At 27.5% G+C, this 24590-nt stretch carries 22 protein-coding genes; 8 read left to right on the plus strand and 14 right to left on the minus strand.

Annotated elements, in window-relative coordinates; genetic code table 11:
* Nucleotides 1-16: 16 nt before the first annotated feature.
* The 8 genes from IR151_RS12245 to IR151_RS12280 all read right to left on the minus strand — a co-directional run bounded on the left by IR151_RS12245 (nt 17) and on the right by IR151_RS12280 (nt 9816).
* Nucleotides 17-766, minus strand: coding sequence for an ABC transporter ATP-binding protein (locus IR151_RS12245; RefSeq protein WP_227434798.1), 750 nt, complete (start codon nt 764-766; stop codon nt 17-19).
* A gap of 151 nt (nt 767-917) precedes the next feature.
* Complete coding sequence (locus tag IR151_RS12250) at nt 918-2834, minus strand: endonuclease MutS2 (RefSeq protein WP_227434799.1); 1917 nt, start codon at nt 2832-2834, stop codon at nt 918-920.
* A gap of 507 nt (nt 2835-3341) precedes the next feature.
* The gene (locus IR151_RS12255) at nt 3342-4409 is read right to left on the minus strand and encodes an RNA ligase RtcB family protein (RefSeq protein WP_227434800.1); all 1068 of its coding nucleotides are present in this window, start codon (nt 4407-4409) and stop codon (nt 3342-3344) included.
* Between the two features lie 250 nt (nt 4410-4659).
* Nucleotides 4660-5637 (minus strand): protein kinase domain-containing protein, encoded by a 978-nt coding sequence (locus IR151_RS12260; RefSeq protein ID WP_227434801.1) that lies wholly within the window; start codon nt 5635-5637, stop codon nt 4660-4662.
* A 183-nt stretch (nt 5638-5820) separates the two neighbouring features.
* Nucleotides 5821-7080, minus strand: a complete 1260-nt coding sequence (locus IR151_RS12265; RefSeq protein ID WP_227434802.1) for a VanW family protein — start codon at nt 7078-7080, stop codon at nt 5821-5823.
* A 251-nt stretch (nt 7081-7331) separates the two neighbouring features.
* On the minus strand, nt 7332-7961 hold the full coding sequence (locus tag IR151_RS12270) for an endonuclease/exonuclease/phosphatase family protein (RefSeq protein ID WP_227434803.1): 630 nt from the start codon (nt 7959-7961) through the stop codon (nt 7332-7334).
* 190 nt (nt 7962-8151) lie between these two features.
* Nucleotides 8152-8313: a hypothetical protein gene (locus tag IR151_RS12275; protein WP_227434804.1), complete on the minus strand. Its 162-nt coding sequence runs from the start codon at nt 8311-8313 to the stop codon at nt 8152-8154.
* Between the two features lie 342 nt (nt 8314-8655).
* On the minus strand, nt 8656-9816 hold the full coding sequence (locus tag IR151_RS12280; protein ID WP_227434805.1) for a DUF819 domain-containing protein: 1161 nt from the start codon (nt 9814-9816) through the stop codon (nt 8656-8658).
* Nucleotides 9817-10299: 483 nt separating this feature from the next.
* Between IR151_RS12280 and IR151_RS12285 the strand changes: the two genes are divergently transcribed.
* The 6 genes from IR151_RS12285 (at nt 10300) to IR151_RS12310 (ending at nt 16216) form a co-directional block, all read left to right on the plus strand.
* Entirely contained in the window at nt 10300-11340 is a 1041-nt protein-coding gene (locus IR151_RS12285; protein ID WP_227434806.1) for a M42 family metallopeptidase, read from the plus strand.
* A 379-nt stretch (nt 11341-11719) separates the two neighbouring features.
* On the plus strand, nt 11720-11971 hold the full coding sequence (locus IR151_RS12290) for a TM1266 family iron-only hydrogenase system putative regulator (protein ID WP_227434807.1): 252 nt from the start codon (nt 11720-11722) through the stop codon (nt 11969-11971).
* Nucleotides 11972-11985: 14 nt separating this feature from the next.
* Entirely contained in the window at nt 11986-13194 is a 1209-nt protein-coding gene (hydF, locus tag IR151_RS12295; protein WP_227434808.1) for a [FeFe] hydrogenase H-cluster maturation GTPase HydF, read from the plus strand.
* A gap of 35 nt (nt 13195-13229) precedes the next feature.
* Nucleotides 13230-14315: a [FeFe] hydrogenase H-cluster radical SAM maturase HydE gene (gene hydE, locus IR151_RS12300; RefSeq protein WP_227434809.1), complete on the plus strand. Its 1086-nt coding sequence runs from the start codon at nt 13230-13232 to the stop codon at nt 14313-14315.
* Nucleotides 14316-15692: a [FeFe] hydrogenase H-cluster radical SAM maturase HydG gene (gene hydG, locus IR151_RS12305; RefSeq protein WP_227434810.1), complete on the plus strand. Its 1377-nt coding sequence runs from the start codon at nt 14316-14318 to the stop codon at nt 15690-15692. It begins immediately after the preceding gene.
* Nucleotides 15693-15781: 89 nt separating this feature from the next.
* Nucleotides 15782-16216: a hypothetical protein gene (locus IR151_RS12310; RefSeq protein WP_227434811.1), complete on the plus strand. Its 435-nt coding sequence runs from the start codon at nt 15782-15784 to the stop codon at nt 16214-16216.
* Nucleotides 16217-16288: 72 nt separating this feature from the next.
* Here IR151_RS12310 and IR151_RS12315 read toward each other — a convergent pair whose 3' ends face one another.
* From IR151_RS12315 to IR151_RS12340, 6 genes are all read right to left on the minus strand, one after another.
* Nucleotides 16289-17608 carry an aminotransferase class III-fold pyridoxal phosphate-dependent enzyme gene (locus IR151_RS12315; RefSeq protein WP_227434812.1) on the minus strand — a complete coding sequence of 440 codons (1320 nt, stop codon included), beginning with the start codon at nt 17606-17608 and terminating at the stop codon, nt 16289-16291.
* Nucleotides 17609-17902: 294 nt separating this feature from the next.
* Nucleotides 17903-18691: a putative ABC transporter permease gene (locus IR151_RS12320; RefSeq protein WP_227434813.1), complete on the minus strand. Its 789-nt coding sequence runs from the start codon at nt 18689-18691 to the stop codon at nt 17903-17905.
* A 111-nt stretch (nt 18692-18802) separates the two neighbouring features.
* Nucleotides 18803-19768, minus strand: a complete 966-nt coding sequence (locus IR151_RS12325; protein ID WP_227434814.1) for a VanZ family protein — start codon at nt 19766-19768, stop codon at nt 18803-18805.
* A gap of 163 nt (nt 19769-19931) precedes the next feature.
* Nucleotides 19932-20246, minus strand: coding sequence for a hypothetical protein (locus IR151_RS12330; protein ID WP_227434815.1), 315 nt, complete (start codon nt 20244-20246; stop codon nt 19932-19934).
* Between the two features lie 141 nt (nt 20247-20387).
* Nucleotides 20388-20885, minus strand: a complete 498-nt coding sequence (locus tag IR151_RS12335; protein ID WP_227434816.1) for a GNAT family N-acetyltransferase — start codon at nt 20883-20885, stop codon at nt 20388-20390.
* A gap of 55 nt (nt 20886-20940) precedes the next feature.
* Entirely contained in the window at nt 20941-22140 is a 1200-nt protein-coding gene (locus IR151_RS12340) for a DHHA1 domain-containing protein (protein ID WP_227434817.1), read from the minus strand.
* Between the two features lie 359 nt (nt 22141-22499).
* On the opposite strand from IR151_RS12340, the gene IR151_RS12345 reads away from it, so the two are divergent.
* Both IR151_RS12345 and IR151_RS12350 read left to right on the plus strand, forming a co-directional pair.
* Complete coding sequence (locus IR151_RS12345; RefSeq protein WP_227434818.1) at nt 22500-23468, plus strand: L-lactate dehydrogenase; 969 nt, start codon at nt 22500-22502, stop codon at nt 23466-23468.
* Between the two features lie 109 nt (nt 23469-23577).
* A complete protein-coding gene (locus IR151_RS12350) occupies nt 23578-24531 on the plus strand; it encodes an L-lactate dehydrogenase (RefSeq protein ID WP_227434819.1) in 954 nt (317 codons plus the stop codon).
* Nucleotides 24532-24590 lie beyond the last annotated feature (59 nt).

Below are 24590 nucleotides of genomic sequence, written 5' to 3' on the forward strand. Positions count from 1 at the left end.
CTCCTTTTAATGTATACTAATATATTTCTTCTAGTTTACTGGTCTTGCTAACTATAGCTTCAAAGAAATCTTTATGATTTTTTTCATTTTTTTGAAGTTCATCTATAATTTGACCATCCCTAAAAATCAAAATTCTACTACAAAAACTAGCTACATAAGCATCATGTGTTACCATCAATATAGTAGTTTTTAATTCTCGATTTACATCACTTAGTGTTTTTAGTAACTCATTTGCTGATACTGAGTCAAGTGCTCCAGTTGGCTCATCTGCAAGTATTATAGATGGTTTTTTTATAATAGCTCTTGCTGCAGCAACCCTTTGACATTGACCACCAGATAACTCATTTGGATACTTATACAAAGTTGAATCTATTCCAAAACGTTTTGTCAATAACTTGATAGAATCTTCGATTTCACTTGCTTGCATATGTTTTAAAGTAAGTGGTACAGCTATATTTTCAAAAACATTCAAACTATCAATCAAAAAGTATTCTTGAAATATAAATCCAATATTATCCTTTATAAAATCCGCAGTAGAGTTATTATTTAATTCTTTTAAATTTACACCATTAATTACTATCTCACCACTATTTACACTATCTATTGTAGATAATACATTTAGTAAAGTTGTTTTTCCAGAACCTGATGCTCCCATAATTCCAACAAATTCACCAGAATTTACCTCGAATGAAACATGATTCAAACTTGGTTTTTTATTTTTACTGTAAGTCTTTGTTACATCTTTTACAGATAATAGAACATCCATATTTATACCTCCTTTAATATTATTTCATCTATGTTTAAAGTATAAATTTTTACACACAAAAAAACATGAGTAAAATACGCAAAAATAATCGCATTTATTACTCATGTTTTGTAAAATAATTATTTACATTTTAAATAGTCATTTATGTTTTTTACATTTGTTTTCTATTTTCTCTAATTTCTCTTTGAATCTGTTTAAGAGCTTTTTTTGAACCTCTCTGAATGTCTTTTTCTAATTTTCTATCTTTAAAACTAGTAAACAATGAATTTAAATCATATCCTTCTGGATATAACTCTTCTGCTTTTATACTAAGTTCTAATCTTTTTATATTTACTAAAACAAAATTGTCTTTAAATAATATTTCTACATTATTAAATTTGTCTCTAGGTTTATACACAACTCCAAAGTCATTTTCATCCAATAATTTTACTTTATCACCTGTATTATACTCTGTATAATTGGAAATAAATTCAACATTATCTTTATTTTCAGTATGGGATTTTAATTTACTTCTCTTAACTAAATCTAAATTGTAGTTTCTATCAGTTATATATTCTTTAGCTCTACTTAATACCTTATTTTTTATTCCCATCTTTTTAGAAATAAAAAGAGCATTACTATCTTCAGATTTTCCTATTGTTAATTTATATAATGGTTCTAAAGTTTCTTTATCAAACATCATACCTGCATTTTCAAATTCTGGATGCAAATTAGCAAACTTTTTTATTTCGCCATAATGAGTTGATGCTATTGTTATACATCCCATACTATAAAACTCTTCTAGCAATGATATTGCTAGTCCTGCTCCTTCATTGGGTTCAGTTCCACTACCTATCTCATCAAATAGAACAAGTGTAGAATTATTTGATGAGTCCATAATTTCTGCAATATTTTTTATGTGTGATGAAAAAGTACTTAGAGCATTTTCAATACTTTGATTATCTCCTATATCTACAAACACTTTTTCAAATACACTTAGTTCGCTGTCTTCTTTAGCAGAAATATCAAAACCACATTGAACCATCAAAGTTAATAGACCAACAGTCTTAAGAGTTACAGTTTTTCCACCTGCATTAGGTCCTGTTATTACAAGACTTCTATAACTTTTACCTATTTCAAAATCTAAAGGTACCACATCTCCTGTTAAAAGTGGGTGCTTACCTTTGATTATTTTTATATATCCATTGTTGTTTATTCTTGGAGTAATACCATTTATTTTTTGACTATATTTAGCTTTTGCAAATACCATATCATATTCAGAAAGTATTTCTATATTTAACTTTATCTGAGTTATTTTATCAAATATAAGCTCTGTTAAATAAGATAATATCTTATATTCTTCAATAGTCTCGTCAGCTTTTAACATAGTCAATTCTGTACTTAAATTTGACACACTTATTGGTTCAACGAATACAGTATTTCCTTTTGATGAAGTATCTAATATAGTACCATCAACTTCATTTTTATAAGAAGATTTAATTGGTATTACATATCTATCATTTCTTTTACTTATTATAAACTCTTGTATATACTTTTTGTTTATACTTGATGTTATAAACTTATTTAATCTATCTTTTATTTTTCCTTCTGTAACTTCTATATTTCTTCTTACCTTTTTTAATTCTTTACTGGCATTAGAATCAACTTTATTTGATTTTATGCAGTAGTTTATCTCTTCCTCTATGTTTTTGCATTCTGTTATATTTAAAGCATAAGAACTTAATGTAGGCGAATAAAATTCTTTGTCTAACATAAAAGCTTTCATCTTCCTACAACCTCTTAAAAAATCCTCTATATTTACAAGTTCAATAGGTTCTATTATCATTCCTTTTTCAATTTTATCTATTGTAGAACCTGCATTAAACAACCCTTCAAGTGGTATATGATTACTATTTTCAATTATTTTTCTAGCTTCTTTATTTTCTTTTAATTTCCTTCTTACTACTTCAATATTACCACTAGGAGTTAATTTGTCTATTAAATTTCTTCCAAGTGAACTTACACAATGTATTTTTATTAATTCTTTAACCTCATTTAGTTGTAGTCTTTCAATTGTATTACTATTCATTATTTTACTTTCTCCTTTATTTATAAGTCATGAATTTTAAATAACTATTTCACTTATTTTTATAATAATTATTTGTAATCGACTTAATAAATAAGGAATTATTGTTCATTAAACTCCTTATTTATTAAGAAGTCTAACCCCGGACTCACTAATGTTAGTATTCTTTTTCATAAAACACTGCTCCTTTTCTATTTTTACTTAACTATTTTAGTCACTTTAACATTATTTCATAAATTATATCCTAGTGTCAATATAAATAAATTTATTTATCTTTTAACATAATAAAACACCTATAATACTCACTATTAAAATAAAAATAATGTTTATTCTTTCATTTATACCCAACATTTCTTACAGAATGTAATTTTATAAAAATTACATATTATGAAGTTAAGCTCTTTAAATTATTAACCCTAACAAAAAACAAAAAAATAACTGATAGTATCAAAGCATTCTTAATATGCTTTAATAAAATCAGTTATTTATAATTTAATATAATTTTTAAAATTACCCTTTATAAGTAATTAGTGGTTTCATAGTTGCCACTACTTGAATAAGCTTATATTCTATCAAACTTTCAATAATTTGTTCTATATTTTTATATGCTTCTGAAGCCTCTTGAAATAACAAGTTTATATCATTACATAGAATATGACTTTTAAATTTTGTTTGTTTTATAGTATCTTTATTATACTTATTTTTAAGACGAGATTTACAAATTGAACGAGACCATTTTCTACCAGCTCCATGTGATAGAGAATATAAAGACAGTTCTGTATTTTCAGTAGGCATAACTATATATGATAGACTTCCTCTTGAACCAGGTATAATTACAGCTCCTCTTTCACTTGAAACAGCACCTTTTCTATGTATGAATTTATCTTCCCTTTTTTCTATAAAATTATGATTTATAGACAATATTTTTTCAATATCTCTAGATATACCTATTGATTGCATGATTTTTTTACTAACAATTTCACGATTACGCTCTGACCAGATTAAAGCTTTATCATGATTTATCATATAATCTCTTTCTTTTTCACTTCCAACTTCAATACCATTTTTATTATAAAATTTTTTAAGTATGGTTTCTCCGTAATTTCTTGACCCACAATGAACTAACATCATTATGTCATCAGATGAAAATCTTAATAGTTCAAATTTTTCTTTATTGTGAATTTTATTTACACATTGAAATTCTATAAAATGATTTCCACTTCCAATAGTCCCCAAATTTGATATTGGGCATTCCTCTTCATATGGATTTATTATTTTTATATCAGATAAATCTTTAATTTCATAAAGACGTTTAATCCATCTATCTTTTTTAAATTTCTTTTTGGAGATTCCAGTTTTAAATAAAGTCATGCCACAACCTATATCATTTCCAATTATATGTGGATAGATAATATCTTTGGTTTCAACTGCTAGGCCCACAGGTATTTTACCTGCATGTAAATCAGGCAATCCTACTATTCTTAAAACTCCATTCAATTTTAAAATATCTTCAAGTTGTTTCTTTGCTATATCTTCAATCCAACACTTGTTACTTGCTATTATTTTTATTTCACTCATACTTTGCTCCTTTTTAATATACTCCTGCCTTTAAAAAGTAGCAAAAAGCTGTGACTTTTAGCCACAGCTTTTTTATTTTAAACTACAAAAGCAGGTGGCTATTTGTTAAAATACTCTTAAACGTTTAACACCTCATTATTTTTTGCTAACATAATAACCACTTCCTCTCATAATTAAAACAATACTAAAATTTTAATCTATATGTATATTATTTATAGACATTTATTTTAAAATGTACAATATATAATTTTTATATTATAGAACCTATAATAATCATTGAAATCATAACTATAGCTAAGCCAGCAACAACAATTTTTTTATGTAATTTTCTTCTCACTTTACTTTTATCTTCTTTTCTAACCTGAACAATTTTTTTTGGTTCTTCTTCTAATTTATCTTCAACCTCTATATATGCTTTTTCATACATTACCTTACTAAGGTCAACAATAATATCATTAGCTCTAGTATATTTATTATTTCTACCAAGCAGTCTTTTTATAACATTTATAAGTTCTATGTTTCCATTAATTGCTCTTATACTATTCCAATCTAGCCCTTTATCAATCAATTGTAACATTTTTTCTTCTGAATTTGCTTCTCCAAAAGGTAATTTCTTAAATATAGACTCAAATAAAATAAGACCTGTTGCGAAAAAATCACTCTCTCTATCAGTATAGTTTATACATAGTTGATGTGGACATAAATATCTTCTATTTCCATAGCTTCTTGTATTAACCCCATTATTTGCTTTTGTAATTCCAAAATCACAAATTTTAATATTATATTCTGTATTCACCATTATACTACTTGACTTTAAACTGCCATGATATGAGTAATTTCTATGTATCATTTCTAAAGCTTTTAAAACTTGTATCATTATATTTATAATTGCTTCTAGATGAAGATAATTACCTAGAATTAATTCATCTAGGCCAATACCATCAAAGTCTTCACTTACAATATAATATAATGTTGTTTCTTCTGTGCAATGAATCCCAACATCAATTATTTTTAGTATATAAGGAGAGTTTATTTCATCTAAAGCAGTACTTTCATCAATTAAATTTGATACAAAATCTTCACAAATATAGTTATTGTGTTTTATAACTTTTATTAACACATTTTTTCTGTAAAAAACATCCCTAGCTTTATAGATTTTGTTAATTTCTAAAACGTCATCAGAATTTACTACCTCATACCTATTGCCTATAAAATTCAACCCTGTCACCTCCTCATACATTTTATATAACTAAATCTATTTATAATTATACCAATATATAGGAATATTTTCTATATATTAATGATTCTAATATCAAAACGACAATTAATAAGTCTACTCTTATACAAAAAACAAGAGAGTTATCAACTCTCTTGTTTTTTGTATCAATTCAATATTAAGCTAAAAAATAATCTATTTTTTCAATTCTTTATAAGAACTATTTGATATATGTTCTCTTTTTATGACTTTTCCATTTGAGTCTTTATACACCCTATATGTAGAATATTTATCTTTTCCAGTGTTTTTTACTTCTATAGATATATTTGGTTTATCACCAGAATTGCCATATACTATAGATGATACACTTCCTCCACCTGCATAATTTTTAATATATACAGGATGGTTATATGGATTTTTAAATTTTAAATTTAATCCTCCATCACTTACCGTAGCATCTCTACCTCTTGGTACATAAGTAGATGCAGATGAGTGGTTTGTAACTTGTGTTATTTCCATACCTGAAAGAAGAGCTGCATTATAAACTGTTGAAGATGTTTGACAAACACCTCCACCTGCTGATTGCTCTAATTTTCCATAAACTATAACTGGTGCATCTTTGTAACCATTAGCTTTATTGCTAGGCCCTGTAAGCTTATTATATGAAAATTCTTCACCTGGCATTAGTAAAACATCACTAGTTTTTCTTGCTGACAATGCCACATTATATGCTCTACCTGATACAGATTGAGAATATGTTGTTGAATATTGACCTATAACAGAATTCACAGATTTTACTTGTTCTGTCGTTATATCTGGTTTTTGAAGGTTTACTTTTAGTTCTAAAGGCTTATGCTCTTTATTTTTTATCATGTTGTATATAGATTCTTTATTTGATGCCAAGTCAAATTCTCTACCTATAACAGACTCTGTGTAATTTAATCCACCACTTCCAACACTAACTGAAGCATTTTTCATTTTAACGTTGATGCTATCTGCTACTGAAGATACTTGAGCACTAAGTTTTGCCTCATCATATCCAGATTCTATTTTCAGGGATAGCTTATTTATTCTTATATCAATATACTTCTTTAAGTTTTGAAAGTAAGAACCTTTTTTTGTACTCTCATAAGCATTTTTTACAACTTCTTCTGTGTTATATTTTAAATCAATATCATTTGGAGATATTTTATAATCTTTTCCATCATAAGTAAGATTCAGGTCTTCTGGAGTATACTTATCTGTTACAGCTTTTAATGCTTCTTCTTTGCTCATATCGGATACATTTATATCTTCTATATATACATTTTTAGCTATTTTCCCATTATATAGAAATTTGTTGTTAAAAAAATAAGTAGACACACCAATCGCTACAGCTAAAACTGCTAACACTATTATAAAATTTCGTTTTTTTTCTTTTCCTAATTTTGAAACCCTTGTTGTACTTCTGCTCATAAATTCACCTCATTTTAACACTAACTTAATTTATCTTAATTTTGCTTATTAAAGTTTCCCTTTCAAAACTACTTTAGATTATATTTGAATAGCTTTTTTTAAACAAGGCATTTAAGCAAATGTAACTTTATTGTAAATTTATGTCTTATAATTAGATTTCTTTTTGACACTTTTTAATTATATTTTTTTAATTATACCTTAATAAAAAATTTACTCTTTATTTACGAATATTGATTAAGTTACATTAAAAATCAAATATATCCTATTACTGGATAATGGTCTGATAAATAAATCTTCTCTACTATATATCCTTTTAGTTCAGTTTTTCTATCAACAAAAATATAATCTATCCTAGAATTTGACTTTTCAAAGGTTGCAAACTGAGATTTATTTAGACAAACAGCCATATCACTAAACATATCTAAAGAGATATTTTTTTCATTGAAATCACCACATAAAACAACAGCTCCTACTAATCTATTTCTATAGTCTATTATTTCATCCAGTTGCTTTGCTCTCTCTTCTCTATCTAAACCTAAGTGAACATTTATAATATTTATAATTCTTCCATAATCATCTACAGTTATACAAAGTGCTCCTCGCTGTTCTTTTTTACTAGTTAAAAAAAAATGATTATTGTTTAATATTTTTAATTTTGTAAATGTACAAATTCCATATAACATATTTACCTTTTTTACATTTGTGGCAAATACACCATCCATATTTAAAACAGCCTTTAAAGCTAAAAATTGAGGGTATAGTACTTCCTGCAAACAAACTACATCACAATTTAAGTTCTTTAAATATATTCCCATTTTAGATAATGTCAATTTATTATTTGAATCCATACCTTTATGAATATTGTAGGTTACTATTTTCATTAATATCACCTCTTATGCAGTATTATGCCCTTGAGATTTAAACTCATTTATTTTTTAGTTTATAAAACACTGTACTGCTTTCTAAAACTCAAGTAATCACAGATTTTATCACAAAAAAACCTAACTTAAGTATTTATATTCTACATAAGTTAGGTTTTACAAAATTTTATAGTATTTATTTTATGCATTTTTAATGATGATTCTCCTTTTTTATTTTTTTCAATTTGCCTTCACTTACAACAAATAAAAATCCCATCTTTTTATATATTTCATCTAATTCAATTAAAGTCACTTCACCATTTTTTAAATTTGTTAATGTTATATCCTGTATTTTTCTTGATGGAATTATCATAAGTTATCAACACTCCTTTAAATTCTTTTTATCTTTATATTTAAATATATTTATGCATTGTGATATATATTCATAAATTATTAAAATAATTTCAAAAAACATTCGTTCTACAAACATTCGTTCTATATATTTATTATACATCATACAAACGTTCGATTCAATATAAAAATTAAATATATATCGTTATTGGTAATTTTTACAATATTATTCACTAAATATGTCAAAACAACTTTTTAAAACGACTTATTTTGCCAAATAAAAAAAGTTATTTCGATAAAAGCTTATGCTTAAATTGAAATAACTTTTTTGATATGAATTATTTAGCTTTATACTATAGTTTCATTAAGCTAACATATGTAATATTTGAGTAACTATAAGAGCACAATAAGTTCCTATAACATTTCCTAAAAGCCCCATAAGTACACCTACTGGAATTAATACTGGATTATGAACCCCAGCAATCATTGGTGCTGTAGTTACACCACCTATATTAGCTATACTTCCTACCTCACAAGTAAATAAGTCTAATTTAAATAGTTTTGCAAGTCCTATAAATGAAATGGCATGTACAAGAACTACTACTAATCCAAACATTATGTAAACAGGAGCCTCTGATAGTCCAAAGAAATTTGCTTTACTTCCTGTTGCTGCAAGAAGCAAGTACATAAACACATTTCCTACTAATGTACTTCCTTTAAGTTTTGATATCTTAGTCATACCTAACAATATTGATACTGTAGAGGCAACAAGCACTACCCACATAGTCTCATTAAGTATGCCTGAAGTTGGAAGTATCTTAGATACAATCTGTGCAAATGCTGCAACTCCAAATCCAACAGATAATAAAGTCATAAGTTCCACAAACGTAGGTGCTGTATTATCTTTATTTTCTTTCTCAAGCTTTGCTGTAACCTCATCTATAAAACTTGTATCACATTTTGTCCATTTGTTAAATTTAGGTCCAAATTTTACAGACATTAGACAAACAGACATCCATACTGTATATCCTATAGAACCCATAAGTATTGCATAACTAAGCCCTTCTTCTGCAACACCTAAAGCATTAGCTGCTGCAATCATATTTGATGAACCACCTATCCATGACCCAGATGCTGCACCAAGAACTTTCCATGAATCTGCACCCATTGAACCTTTAAAAATTATAAAGGCTATAACAAATCCAAGCATAAATGTCAATGTAGCACAGAAAAATGATAATAACATTTTAGGGCCCATTTTTAATATTTTTCTTAAATCACATTGAATTAATAAGAATACTAACATTAATGGTAGAAAATTTACGGTTATTATATTCTGATAGATACCAACTTCTTCATTTTGTGCAAATAAACCAAATGATGCAAGTATAGCAGCCCCTAAATAAATTAAAAGCATTGGATTAATAACATCGAATATCTTCCATTTTAATTTATCAACCATGTAAAAAATGCCACCTACAAATACAACTAAAAAACTACAAAATACGAATCCATTTTCAATCACATTATACACACCCTCTCTTTTTCTAAGTAATCCAAATTTTTTATAATTCCTAATAAATTTTTTTCCGAATAATCCAAATAATTAAAATAAACTTTTTTATGTATATTTAGCTAATTAAATACATATATAACCAACTATTTACACATATTAATAAAGGTTTACAGATTAATTACTTTAAAACCGAATAGTCTGAATTTAAAATCTTTTTCAAAAATTATTTTATTACTAAAATCTTTATTTGTAAAGAGAATTAAACTAAATATTTTATTTATTTGTTTTTATTTGTTTATTTGTTTTTTATTTATTTTTATTATTTATACAATAAAACTATTTTCAACTTAAACCTATATAATATAAATTAATTTTACCTTATATATTATTTTTTTTAATAGATTTAGAAATTTTTCTTTCAAATACAGTTTTCAGAACATTCGTATTTATGTTATAATTTGTATGAATATACATTTTTTAGGAGGAAATAATATGAATTTAAATTTAACTAATACTATAAATTTGATGAAGAAGTATCTTGATATACCAAGTCCAGCTGGATATACTGAAAATGCAGTTTTAGAAAGCAAAAAGGATTTTGAAACTTTAGGTCTTAATACTACTCTTACAAAAAAAGGAGCTCTTATAGCTACTCTTCCTGGTGAAGATGATTCAAATCAAATAACAATATCTGCACACATGGATACACTTGGTGCTATGGTAAAAGAAATATCACCAGATGGTACTCTTAAATACCATAAAGTCGGTGGTGGTTGTTGGGCCGCTATAGAAGGTGAAAATTGCACTGTTATAACTAGAAAAGGTAAAAAAATTAGAGGAAGTGTTGTGTTTAAATACGCTTCTACTCATATATATGGACAGACAAAAGCTGCATCTGAAAGAAATGAAGAAACAATGATTATTAGACTTGATGAAAAAGTATTTAATAAACAGGATATTTTGGATTTGGGAATAAGTGTTGGAGATTTTGTATGTCTAGACCATCGTTTTGAAACTACAGAATCTGGTTTTATAAAATCTAGATATATAGATAACAAAGCAGCTGTAGCTATGGTTCTTGAAATAGCTAGATACTTTAAGGAAAACAACTTAATACCTAAGCATACTACTAACTTTTATATAAGTAATTATGAGGAAATTGGACATGGTGTCTCTAAAGCTTTACCTGAAAAAACTAGAGAATTTGTAGCAATAGATATAGCACCTACTGGACCAAGTCAAACATCTAGTGAACATGGTGTAACTATAGTTGCAAAAGATAACTTATCTCTATATGATTTTAGTTTAAGAAATAAACTTGTAGATGTTGCAGAAGATAATAATTTAGATTATGCTGTCGATGTATTTACTTTTTATGGTTCAGACGCTTCAGAGGCTATTCGTTGGGGAGAAGATGTTCAAATAGCTTGCGTTGGCCCTGGAACAAATAATAGCCACCACTACGAAAGAACTCATATAGAAGCAATTGAAAATACTCTAAAACTTCTTATAAACTACATGCTAAAAAAATAATTAACTATATATTTTATTAAAGTCATTTCTTTGTAAATAACCAATTTTTATTTTTATTTTTATACAAAAATTGGTTTTTCTATAGACTTAATCTCGATTTACTACTATTATATAAGTAACTTCAATTTTCTTTAGTTAATTTTTATATGATTCATACAAATTGTATAAAAATTTTCTTTAGCTAATTGTTGTTAAAATAAATTTTACAAGCTAACCCTACCAGAAAAGAGTTATCTAATCTGTAAGGAAATAGTTTAATATAGCACATTATAATTGTGTAATTAATAACTTTTCTTTTGTAGAAACTTTTCTTTAAAAAGAAAAGTTTTTTGATTTTGGATTTGTTTAAGAACATATTTTCTGAGTTAGGAGGATATTTATGAAAAAGGTTGCGGTTATAAGTGCTATTTTGGAAGAACCAAAAGAATGTCAGCTTAAATTTAATGAAGTTGTATCAACTTTTAAAGGTATTATTAAAGGTAGAATGGGAATTCCTTGTGAAGAAGAAGGTGTCTCAATTGTATGTATAGCAGTTGTTGGCGAAATGGATATTATCAATAGTTTGACTGGTAAATTGGGAAATATACCTCATGTATCTGTAAAAACTAGTATATCAAAAAAAGAAATTTAAGGTGGTGAGTACAAATGAGTCTAAATTCTACTCCACAATCAATAAGAGTACATATAGGTCTCTTTGGTAAAAGAAATGCAGGTAAATCTAGCGTAATAAACGCTATAACAAATCAAAGTGCTGCAATAGTATCAGATATTGCTGGAACTACTACAGACCCAGTATTTAGACCAATGGAAATCCTTCCTATAGGACCTTGTGTTCTTATAGATACTGCTGGTCTTGACGATGTTGGTGAACTTGGTGAGCTTAGAATAAGCAAATCATTAGATATTTTAGAAAAGACAGACATAGCTTTACTAGTAGTGGATTGCCAAATTGGTGTGTCAAAAGAAGATTTATCACTAATTGAAAAGTTTAATGATAAAAATATACCTCATATTTTAGTACTTAACAAGATTGATACAATTAAAAATCAATCTGAAATTTTAAACTTAACTAAAAATAAAGTTAAATGTCCAGTTGTTTCTGTCTCATCAACAGATAAAATTGGAATTGAAGATTTAAAAAGTGAAATAATAAAGGTTTTGCCTAAAGATAGTAATGAGTTTAAATTGGTATCAGATTTAATTGAGCCAAATGATTTAGTTGTCTTAGTTGTTCCAATAGATAAGGCAGCTCCAAAAGGTAGGCTTATACTTCCTCAACAGCAAGTTATAAGAGATATTTTGGATATTGGAGCAATTTCTATAGTTACAAAAGAAGATAGCTTAAAAGAAACTCTATCTAATTTAGGTAAAAAACCTAAGCTTGTTATTACTGACTCTCAAGTATTTCCACAAGTGGATAAAGATACTCCAAAAGATATTCCTCTTACATCTTTTTCTATATTGTTCGCTAGACAAAAAGGAGACCTTAAAGAATTAATTGATGGTGCCTATGCTTTAGAAAATTTAAAAGATGGTGACAAGGTCTTGATGGCTGAAGGTTGCACTCATCACAGACAAACTGATGATATTGGAACAGTTAAAATCCCTAATATGATTAGAAAGAAAACTGGTAAAAATATTACTTTTGAATTTAGTTCTGGAGTATCTTTCACTGAAGATATAACTAAATATGCACTTGTAGTTCACTGTGGAGCTTGTATGATGAATAGAGCTGGAATGTTATCTAGAATAGAAAAGGCAAAATCTTTCAATGTACCTATCGTAAACTATGGTATTTTAATAGCATATACAAAAGGTATTTTGGAAAGATCCCTTGAACTTTTCAATTACTAAAAATTTAAATATATTTAATAAATACATACTTAGATATGACTAAAAATAAGATTAAATACTTTATAGATAAACTTTACAGCATTAATTCACTAAGCTTTGATGAACTACTATACTTAATAGAGAATATCGACAATGAAGAATATAACTTTGAACAAAATTTGAGAAACTATCTTTACAAGCAAGCTAGCGATATGAGAAATAAACACTATGGAAATAGGGTCTACTTAAGAGGGCTTATAGAACTTACAAACTACTGCAAAAACAATTGTTACTACTGTGGTATACAATCTTCTAATAAAAATATTACAAGATATCGACTTTCAACGGATGAAATACTTGAATGTTGTGATATAGGTTATAAGATAGGATACAGAACTTTTGTTTTACAAGGTGGTGAAGACACATATTTTACTGATGATAAGATATGTGAGATTGTTTCAAGTATCAAAAATAAATATGAGGATTGTGCTATAACATTATCATTAGGAGAAAAAAGCTATGACTCCTATAAAAAATACTTTTTAAGTGGTGCAGATAGATATCTTTTAAGACATGAAACTGCTACAGACAGCCATTACAAAAAATTACATCCGCCAAACATTGAACTTAGAACTAGAAAAGAATGCCTTAAAAACCTCAAGGAAATTGGTTATCAAGTAGGTGCTGGATTTATGGTTGAGTCACCATTCCAAAGCAATGAGGACCTTGTTCGTGACTTATTATACCTAAAAGAGTTAAATCCTCATATGGTTGGTATAGGACCTTTTATCCCACATCATGATACAATCTTTAAAGATTATAAACATGGTGATTTAGAAAAAACACTACTTATGCTTTCAATTACAAGACTTCTACTTCCAAAAGTCTTATTACCTGCTACAACAGCTCTTGCATCTATAAACCCTAGTGGTAGAAATGCAGGTCTTTTAGCTGGTTGTAATGTAATTATGCCAAACCTTTCTCCTCAAGAATTTAGAAAACAATATTCTCTTTATGATAACAAAGCCTTTACTGGTCAAGAAGCTTGTGAATATCACCAGAGTTTAGAGGAAAATATCAAGTCACTAGGACTTAAAGTTGACTACTCTCGTGGTGATAATATTGAATGGAGGCGTTTGTAAATGTTCATAAAACATGAACTTATTAATTCTTTGTTAGAGGATGCAAAAAATTCAACTTCTGATGATATTGAAAAAGTACTTGATAAGGCTGATAGAAGAGAAAAACTTAGTTATAAAGATATAGCTACACTTCTTGAAGTAGAAGATAAAAAACAACTTGATAGATTATTTAGTATAGCTGGGCAAATAAAAAATGAAATATATGGTAATAGAGTGGTTTTATTTGCCCCTCTTTATGTATCAAACTACTGTGTAAATGAATGTGTTTACTGTGGTTTCAATACATGTAATAAATTTAAAAGAAAAAAACTTACTATGGACGAAATAAGAGAAGAAGTTAAAATACTTGAAAAAATGGGTCATAAAAGACTTGCTTTAGAAGCTGGTGAAGACCCTAAAAATTGTGATATAAATTATATACTAGACTGCTTAGATGCAATTTATTCAACATATAATGAAAATGGAAACATAAGAAGGGTAAACGTTAACATAGCAGCTACTAGTGTAGAAGAATATAAACTACTAAAAGAAAAGGGAATAGGAACTTATATACTATTTCAAGAAACTTACCATAAACCAACATTTATAAAGATGCATGGTCAGTCTATAAAAAATGACTACTACTACCATTTAACAGCTTTTGATAGAGCCATGGAAGCTGGAGTTGATGATGTTGGTGCAGGAGTTTTGTTTGGTCTCGCTGACCCTAAATTTGAAGTTTTAGGACTTATGATGCATAATGAACACCTAGAAGAAAAATTTGGTGTAGGATTCCATACTATATCTTTCCCTAGATTAAAAAAGGCTGAGGGTATGAGTTTAGAAAATTTCCCTCATTTAGTTTCTGATGATATGTTCAAAAAAATTGTAGCTATAACTAGATTGGCAGTTCCTTTTACTGGAATTATAATGTCTACTAGGGAAACTGCTGAAATGAGAAACGAATTACTAAAATATGGTGTATCACAAGTTAGTGCAGGTTCTCTAACAGGTGTTGGTGGATATAAAGCATATGAAGATGGTGACAATACAGAGCAATTTGAGGTTGGAGACCACAGAAGCCCTGTAGAAGTCCTTAAGGAATTAATCACTGATGGATATATCCCTAGTTACTGTACAGCCTGTTATCGAAAAGGTAGAACTGGAGATAGATTTATGAGTTTGGCTAAGAGTCGTCAAATTCACAATGTCTGCACACCAAATGCACTTACTACATTGAATGAATTTTTAATTGATTATGGTGACGAAGAACTTAAATCTATGGGTAAAAAACTTATTACTGAAGAAATATCTAAGATAGAAAGAGAAGACATAAGAAACATCGTATCTAACAATATGACTGCCTTAGAACGTGGGGAAAGAGATTTATACTTATAAAATTTTATTCGTTGTATATTATTATTGTATATTCTATAGGTTAGTAGTAATATTATCTAAAGGGAAAGTTTAAGGGAGGGAGATTAACATTGAAAGATAACAACAATACCAATAAAACTATTCAATTTGGAGAAAAAAAAGCTAACCTAGAAAACAATATTCAAAAAAATAAAAATGTCAAACTTGATGATACACACAAAGTCATTCCTTACCCTAAAAATAGAAAAAAGGATGATAAAAAGAAGAATAACAAAAAAAAGAATACAAATATAAATAAACATAAGGTCAATAAAGATAATTATGGACATTCTTTTTTTAATAACAAATACAAATATAAAAGAAAACCATATGTTATTGCTTTATACACAGTAATTTTTATTCTTTTAGCAATTTTGATTATAACAAAATTGACAGATAGTTCGAGTAAGAGCAACTACTCTCGTAATACTGTTTCTAATACTCACAAAAGTAATACCCAAAACATAACCTTTAATGAATCGACTAATCTTCTTACTTGTGGGTAACTTAAAAGAGTTATCTCATTTCAGAAATTATTTTCTAAAATTGAGATAACTCTTTTTTATTTAATATCTATTTTACCAACCTTGAGTTACTTCATAAACTTCGTCACCAATTCTACCATTTAAATAATCATCTATTGCAGAATCTATAATACTCATTGCTTTATCTACTTGCTCCTTAGTTATTACTAAAGGTGGTTGTACTCTTAAAGTGGATTGTCCTAAGAATATCATTATCAAACCAGTTTGTATACATCTGTAGCATATCTTAGCTGTAGCATCTGGATGTTTTTCAGTAGAACCTTTTCCTTTAACTATATCAACTCCTATAGATAAACCTAAGCCTCTTATTTCTCCAATTATATCGTATTTTTCTTTTAGTTTTTCAAATCCTGCTTTAATATAATCTCCCATTTCTATACTCTTTTGAAGTAGATTTTCTCTTTCAATTATTTCTATAGATTTTAAAGCAGCTACACATACTGTTGTATTTCCAGCTAAAGTAAATAGATGTGCTGGTGCATCAAGACTTTGCATTATTTCTGTTCTTCCAACAACTGCTCCTAAAGGTAATCCTCCACCAACAGATTTTCCAAGAACTATAAGGTCTGCTTCAACACCAAAATTTTCTATACCAAACCATTTACCTGTTCTTCCCATACCTTGCTGTATTTCATCACTTATAAGTAGTATTCCATTTTCTTTACATATTTTACTTAATCCTTTAATCCATTCTACTGGAGGCACTATTATTCCTGCATCTCCTGCAATTGGTTCTATAAATATTGCAGCTACTTCTTCTACTGGTAAGTAGTGTGCAAAAGCATATTCCATTTCATCTAAACATTCTTTGGCAGTTCTATTTTTATCTGGATAATGGAAGTGATAAACTTCTGGTAATAATGGACCCATTTTTCTTCTCATATTTGTACTTAATGCAGATATAGATATAGCTCCATAAGTACTTCCATGATATGATTCACACATAGATATTATTTTTGTTCTTCCAGTATATCCTCTTGCTAATTTTATAGCAGCATCTATACAAGCAGAGCCTGTTGCGCTGTATAATACTTTCTTATCATTATCTCCAGGGGCTATTTCCACAAGCTTTTCAGCTAACTTTACAGGAGGATCACTATGGAAATATGCAAGTGTATATTGTGTGATATCATCCATTTGTTCTTTAACTGCTTGTGAGATTTCCTTATTTCCATGACCTACATTTGCAGAGCCTGCACTTGCTAAAAAGTCTACATACTCATTACCTTCATAATCATATAGCATTGCACCTTCACCTGATTTAAATGCTACTGGATAATAAGGTATTTTTTGAGTTTTAGCAACATATTTTTTTTCTTCTGTACTTATCATTTGACTAGTTATCTCGCTCATTGGCAAATCATTCCCCTCTTTAAGTAAATTTATATTTTTAGAATTATTGCAATTTATAAAGATATTTTTATATAAAATTCTTTATATACTAATGTTAGTATTTTTGACACAAATTGTCAATATATGTTTTTATAATTTTCAAAATATTTGTTATTCAGAGATAATATATTTTATTTTCAGCAAATCAACTCTATTTCTCCAAAAAATAAAGAACTCTATTCTATTATAATAGAGTTCTTTGCAAATTATCTTATAAATACTATTTTTCCGTTTATTTTTAATTAAATCATCTTATCATCTTTTATTATCATTAATGATTTCTTTAAAATATTGTAATTGTTCTTGTTGTTTTTTATGTTTTATATCTGGGAAAGCCTTGATAATTCTTTTTTGTAAGATAATATTAGATTCTATACGGTCTAATTTACTGTTTATTCTGTTTAATTTTTCTCTGGCTTCTAACTCTTCACTATTTATTGTTTTAAATAAAGCTTGTATCTCTCTTCTATCAAACTTATCTAATTTCATGTTTATACCATTTAGGTCTGTAATTATTTCATCTAATAAATTGAGCTTCATGTCTAATTTTTTAAGTGATATGATAGTAACAATTAAATCCACAATTGTCCATAAAGTCGTAATTACCACTATTGAAATTAATATATTATACGGAATAGTACTCACAATATATTCTATATAGGGATGTATAAATTTTATTATTACAACAGACATTATTCCAAAATATATTGCATTTTTTAAACAGACTCTTCCCTTTACATTAAATTTTTGGTCAGAATAATCCCACCATTTAGCATGGAATAATGTTTCTAAAATAAATCCTGTAAAATATTCTAGTATTGTAGTCAAAATCATTCCTATCAAAAATAAAATAATTATATTGTCAAACCTGCCTAATATTGATATCACAAGTACTGCTCCAAAACCATAAACAGGACATATTGGGCCATTTAAAAAACCTCTATTGATTATCCTTTTGCTTGCTATAGAACATCCTGCACTTTCTACTACCCATCCTAGAAATGAATATATAAAAAAATACAAAATATATTTTATTATCTCCATAATTTATCTCTACTCCTTCAATAGTTGATATATTTTTGTGCATAATGTAAAAATAATTATAGAAATAGTTTTTTCGTTTTTTACTGTTGTTATTCTTTTTTGTTGGATATTCTATTCATCTAATCCGATTAATAATCTAGCAGCTGTAATTCCATGTTCATCTTTTGGTCGATTATACTTATCAATCCAAATCTCAAATGTATCAGATTTCTTTAACAGAGGCAAATTTTTAGCATCAAATTCTTCATATCTAATTATATCTTTATTCTCTCCTTCAGTGATTACAAAGGATATTAGTTTTGTATTTTTACTTAGATAAACTTTTATATTACCATTCTTATCCATTAAATTATCTGGACTCTTTATATTATTATTACAAGCTGCCTTAATAGTTAATACACCATTTTTAAAGCTTTCAAATGAGCCAATTATATCTCCCTCATTTTTATCTATATCTTTAATTATTTCCTTATTTTCTTCAACTAATATTCTTGAAACTTGTTTATCTGGCTTGAGTTTAAAAGTTAACAAGCTTTGGTAATTTGTAACAATGACACCTAATCCTATTACTCCCAAAACTATGCTTGTACTTATTATGGCTTGGAATTTTTTAATGTTATTAGGAAATAATTTGGTCACCTTTGTATAAATAATAATACCAAGTATCCCACCTAATGAATTTAGAATCACATCATCTATGTCACTGCTTCCAATAGCCAAAATGTATTGTATTAATTCAAATCCTAAACTAATAAGAGAAATTATTATAATTATAGTTTTTTTATCTAATTTTTTTAATACTACAGGAAGAAAAATTCCCATTGGAATAAATATACCAATATTACCTATGATATTTGCAATAGCTCTTATAAGACTAATGTTACTATCTGTCATAAATTCCCATACTGTATAGAATGGAATTAAGTTGACAGACCTAAATCCACCCTTGAAAATGGCATAAATTGGTATATCTTTAAATAAAATTATCCTTATAGTTATTAGAACATATACAAAAAATATTATGTATATAATTGATAATAATAATTTTTCTGAAGTTCTACACATGTCTTTTTTCAATAATAACACCTTCTCTCTTTTAATATTTTAATAATACCAACAAGTATTTAAGATGCCTTTAAAATTTTCTTAAATTTTCCTTAAGTGTTAAATTAAAACATATTAAAAAAGATCTATACTTTAAAATATAGACCTTCATAAATTTCATTATAGATACATTTTATTAAATAACAAACAATTTAAGTGTAGAACAAACAATAACCAAAGTTAAAAGTAATCTAGCATATAAAAAATTTTTTTCTTTAAGCATGACTCCTGCAACTCCAAGTATAAAAAAGAGAGATGCAATAAATTTACCAAGAATATTATTACTTGGATAAGAACTAAAATGCATGAAACAAAGTACAAATGTATATACACCTATTGCATTAAATACAATTGTATTAGATGCTATCTTGCCTTTATTAAAAAAGAAACAGAATATTGATACTAAATCTAAAAACAAAAATACATAAAACATGACTTTTAAAACGCCCATACTTATACCCCCTAAAAAATTTAATTATAATATCTGCTTTATTTCATACAATTCTCAATATACCCAAGATAAACGTATAATCTTAATATAATAATAGTATAAGTTTATCTTATTGGTTTATTACTTCTTATATTTACATTACTAGTTTATTACTTCATATTCATACATATTATAATCACATTCATACATATTTAAAGACTCATATGTTGCTTTTGCATTTATGTTTTCTTTTTCTACATATAATCTCATGCCAACAATATTTTCATCTCTATCACACATATTTTTTATATGATTAAATAAATAATTAAAGATGTTCTTTCTTCTATACTCTTTCTCTACATATACACTCTGAATCCAAAGAAAGTTTCCATTTCTCCAATCACTCCACTCATATGTATACATAATCTGTGCAACAACCTTATCAAATACTGTATATACATAGTATTTTCCTTTTCTTTCATCTAATAATAGCGCCCTTACACCTTTAGTTAAAACATCCATGTCAAGTTCTTTTCCTTCTGTTTCTTTAGCTAAATTATAATTAAATCTCGCTATTATATCCAAATCATCTAAACGGGCTTCTCTTATCTCTATCAGTTCTTCATTTTCATATAATTCTATATAGTCCTTTTGTTCCATACTTATTCCCCCATATCTATTTTACGTATTACATTAATCTCTTTGTAATAATACATTATAAAATTTTTTCTAGTTTCATAAATGCATAATCGAAGGTAGATTCTAAGTTACCATTATTTTTTCCCCCACCTTGAGCTAAAACCTGACTTCCTCCACCTTTACCATCTATAAGACTTATTGCATCCTTCAATAAACTTCCCATATTAACAGCCTTCAAATTTTTAGAACATGCAAAAATTAAGTTTATTTTTTCTTCAAATCTAACAGCTAATAATGCAATTTTATTTTCATCTTCTGTAATTTTATTTGCAATTTTATTTACATATTTTAAATCTTCTTCATCATAAATTTTTTTAACAACTGAAATATTTCCAATCTTATTTGCATTTTCAACCATTTCTTTAACTTGATACTTAGCTACTATTTCTTCAAGTTTTCTCTTTTTACTTAGAGAATCTTCCACTTTCTCATTTAAATTTACAATTCCATTTATAGCATCTTCTTCACTACAACTTAAATATCTACAGATTTTAGTTAAACATATATCCCTTTTTAATACTTCATCTACAGCTCTTTTACCAGCCAAAAACTCTATTCTTGTACTAGACTTATGCTTCTCCCATTTCTTTATTTTTATCATTCTAAGCTCACCTGTTGATGTTGGATGTACTCCACAACACGCATTTGTATCTAAGTCACCTATTTTTACTACCCTTATTTCTTCATTTGTGTTTGGTAAAGCACGTCTTAACCAAATTTTTTTTAATTCTCTTTTAGTTGGAAGTAATGTTTCTACTTGTATATTCTGATGAATAATTTCATTGGCAAGCAACTCTATCTCTCTAATTTTTTCTTCATCTAAATTACCCTCTATATCCACTGTGCTGTACTCATTACCTAAATGAAAACCCGTTGTATTTGCATTAAAAGTCTTAAAAAAACACCCTGAGAGTACATGTTGCCCAAAATGTTGATGCATACCATCTTCTCTTCTATCCCAATCAATACTACACTTTACCTTATGTATCTTTATTGGTTTTTTATCTAATATATGATATACTTTTTTATCTTCTTCATATACACTTATTACTTCATAATTATCTATTTTTCCTAAATCTCCAAATTGTCCTCCTCCACCAGGGAAAAACGCTGTTTTATCCAACAAAACATGAAACTTATTTTCTATTTCTCTTATCTCAATTATTTCTGCTGTAAAATCTCTTATATACTGATTTGTATAGTATAACTTTTCCATTATGATTTTATCTCCATTTCCTTTATTCTAAACTGCCTTATTGTTTAAATATACACATATTTTAGGTTAAGTTTAAAGTAATTACACCAGATAGAGCTTAACCTATTTTTTAATAGTAATCTTCTACTATATTTTAACATATAGATATTAATGTTAACAAATTTATAATTATATATTATTTTAAATATTCAATAATATAAAGTATATTAACATTGCTTTTTTAAAAACTTTAGTATAAAATCATATTAAATAAATTTTCTGAAATGATAGAATATTGCAATCTATAAAAAACATACTTAATAACATATAGCATTGTATTATAAATATATCGTTTTATTTTGTAGGGGGAGTGATTTAAAATGCCAATAAAACCAAGAAAAATATCTATTGTAGGTTCAGGTCATGTTGGTTCACACTGTGGATTTAGTTTGATAACTCAAGGAGTTTGTGATGAACTCTTTATGATTGATATTGATGAAGCTAAAGCAAAGGCTCAAGCTTTAGATTTAGCTGATGCGGTTTCCTATCTTCCACATAAAGTACATATAGAAAAAGGAACTTTTAATGATTGTAAGGATTCTGATATCGTAGTGATAAGTGTTGCAGATTCTTCAGAAGGTCCTTTACGCAGACAAAACACAACTAGGTTAGACTTACTAAAACCAACTATTGGGATGATAAAATCTATAGTAAAACCTATAATTGATTCTGGATTTGATGGTATATTTATCGTTATTTCTAATCCAGTTGATGTAGTTACAAATTATATCTGGGAAAAGTCTGGTTTCCCTAAAAACAGAGTTATTGGAACTGGAACAGCTTTAGACTCAACAAGACTTAGAAGACTCTTATCTGAAGAAACTGGAATCGCTCAACAATCAATACAGGCTTACTCAATGGGTGAACATGGAGATTCTCAAATAGTTCCTTGGTCTCATGTTTCAATTGGTGGCAAACCAATTTTAGATATGATGAAGGATAATCCAGATACTTATGGCAAATTAGACTTACCATCAATAGTTGAAAAAAACAAGAAAACAGGTATAGGCATAATAAATGGCAAAGATTGCACAGAGTTTGGAATAGGAACTGCTTTAGTAGAAATTGTAAAGGCTATACTACATAATGAGAAAAAGATTTTACCAGTCTCTACATTATTAGAAGGTCAATACAATGAAGAAAATGTATTTGCAGGTGTTCCTTGTATTATAGGAAAAAGTGGGATTGAGGGAATTGTTGAAATCAATTTAACTAATGATGAGCAAGAAGGATTTAGTAAATCTTGTTCTGTTTTAAGAGACCATATTGCACTTTCAAAGACTATTTAGTTTTAAATATATACGATTTATTCTTTAATTAACTTATTTAGATACTCTATAATTATTATAGAGTATTCTCATATGTATACATAAAACAAATTGTAAGGAGATGTTAAATTTGTCAATAAAACCAAGAAAAGTATCAATAATAGGAACTGGTCATGTCGGTTCACATTGTGGATTTAGTTTAATAACTCAAGGTGTTTGTGATGAACTACTGATGATTGATATAGATGAAAATAAAGCAAAGGCTCAAGCTTTAGATTTATCAGATGCAGTTTCTTATCTTAAACATGCTACAAAAATAAAAAGTGGAACACTTGATGATTGTAAAGATTCTGATATTGTAGTAATAAGTGCAGGTCCATTACCTGAAAAAAATCAGACTAGATTGGATACTCTTGAGTCTACAGTCAACATTGTAAAAACAATTGTAAAACCTATTGTTGATTCTGGATTTGATGGTATATTTATTGTAATTTCAAATCCAGTTGATATAATTTCTGATTATATTTGGAAAGTTTCTGGATTTTCTAAAAATAAAGTTTTGGGTACAGGCACTGCACTCGATTCTTCGAGACTTAGAAGGCTTTTATCTGAGGAAACAAATCTTCCTCAACAATCAATACAAGCTTATTCTATGGGTGAACATGGAGATTCTCAGATGGTTCCTTGGTCTCATGTTTCAATTGGTGGTAAACCATTATTTGATATTATGAAAGAAAATCCTAACACTTATGGAAAATTAAACTTAGATGAATTAACTGAAAAAACAGCTAGAGCTGGTTGGGATGTACTTTATGGCAAAGGTTCTACTGAATTTGGTATTGGTACTGCTTTAACAGAAATAGTAAAGACAATTTTTCATAATGAAAGAAAAATCCTTCCTGTTTCTACTTTATTAGATGGTCAGTATGGGCAAAAAGATGTGTTTGCTGGTGTTCCTGCCATAATTGGCATAAATGGAGTTGAGTCTATAGTAGAAATTAATTTAACTGATGATGAACAAAAAAAATTCAATAAATCATGTACTATTTTAAAAGAATACATTAAAATTGCTAAGGATATTTAGATTAATACCATATTAGAATACATATTTAAGTTAATAGCATATTTTAAGTGTATCTCAAA

This window comes from Clostridioides sp. ES-S-0006-03, assembly GCF_020662275.1.
Taxonomy (GTDB): Bacteria; Bacillota; Clostridia; order Peptostreptococcales; family Peptostreptococcaceae; genus Clostridioides.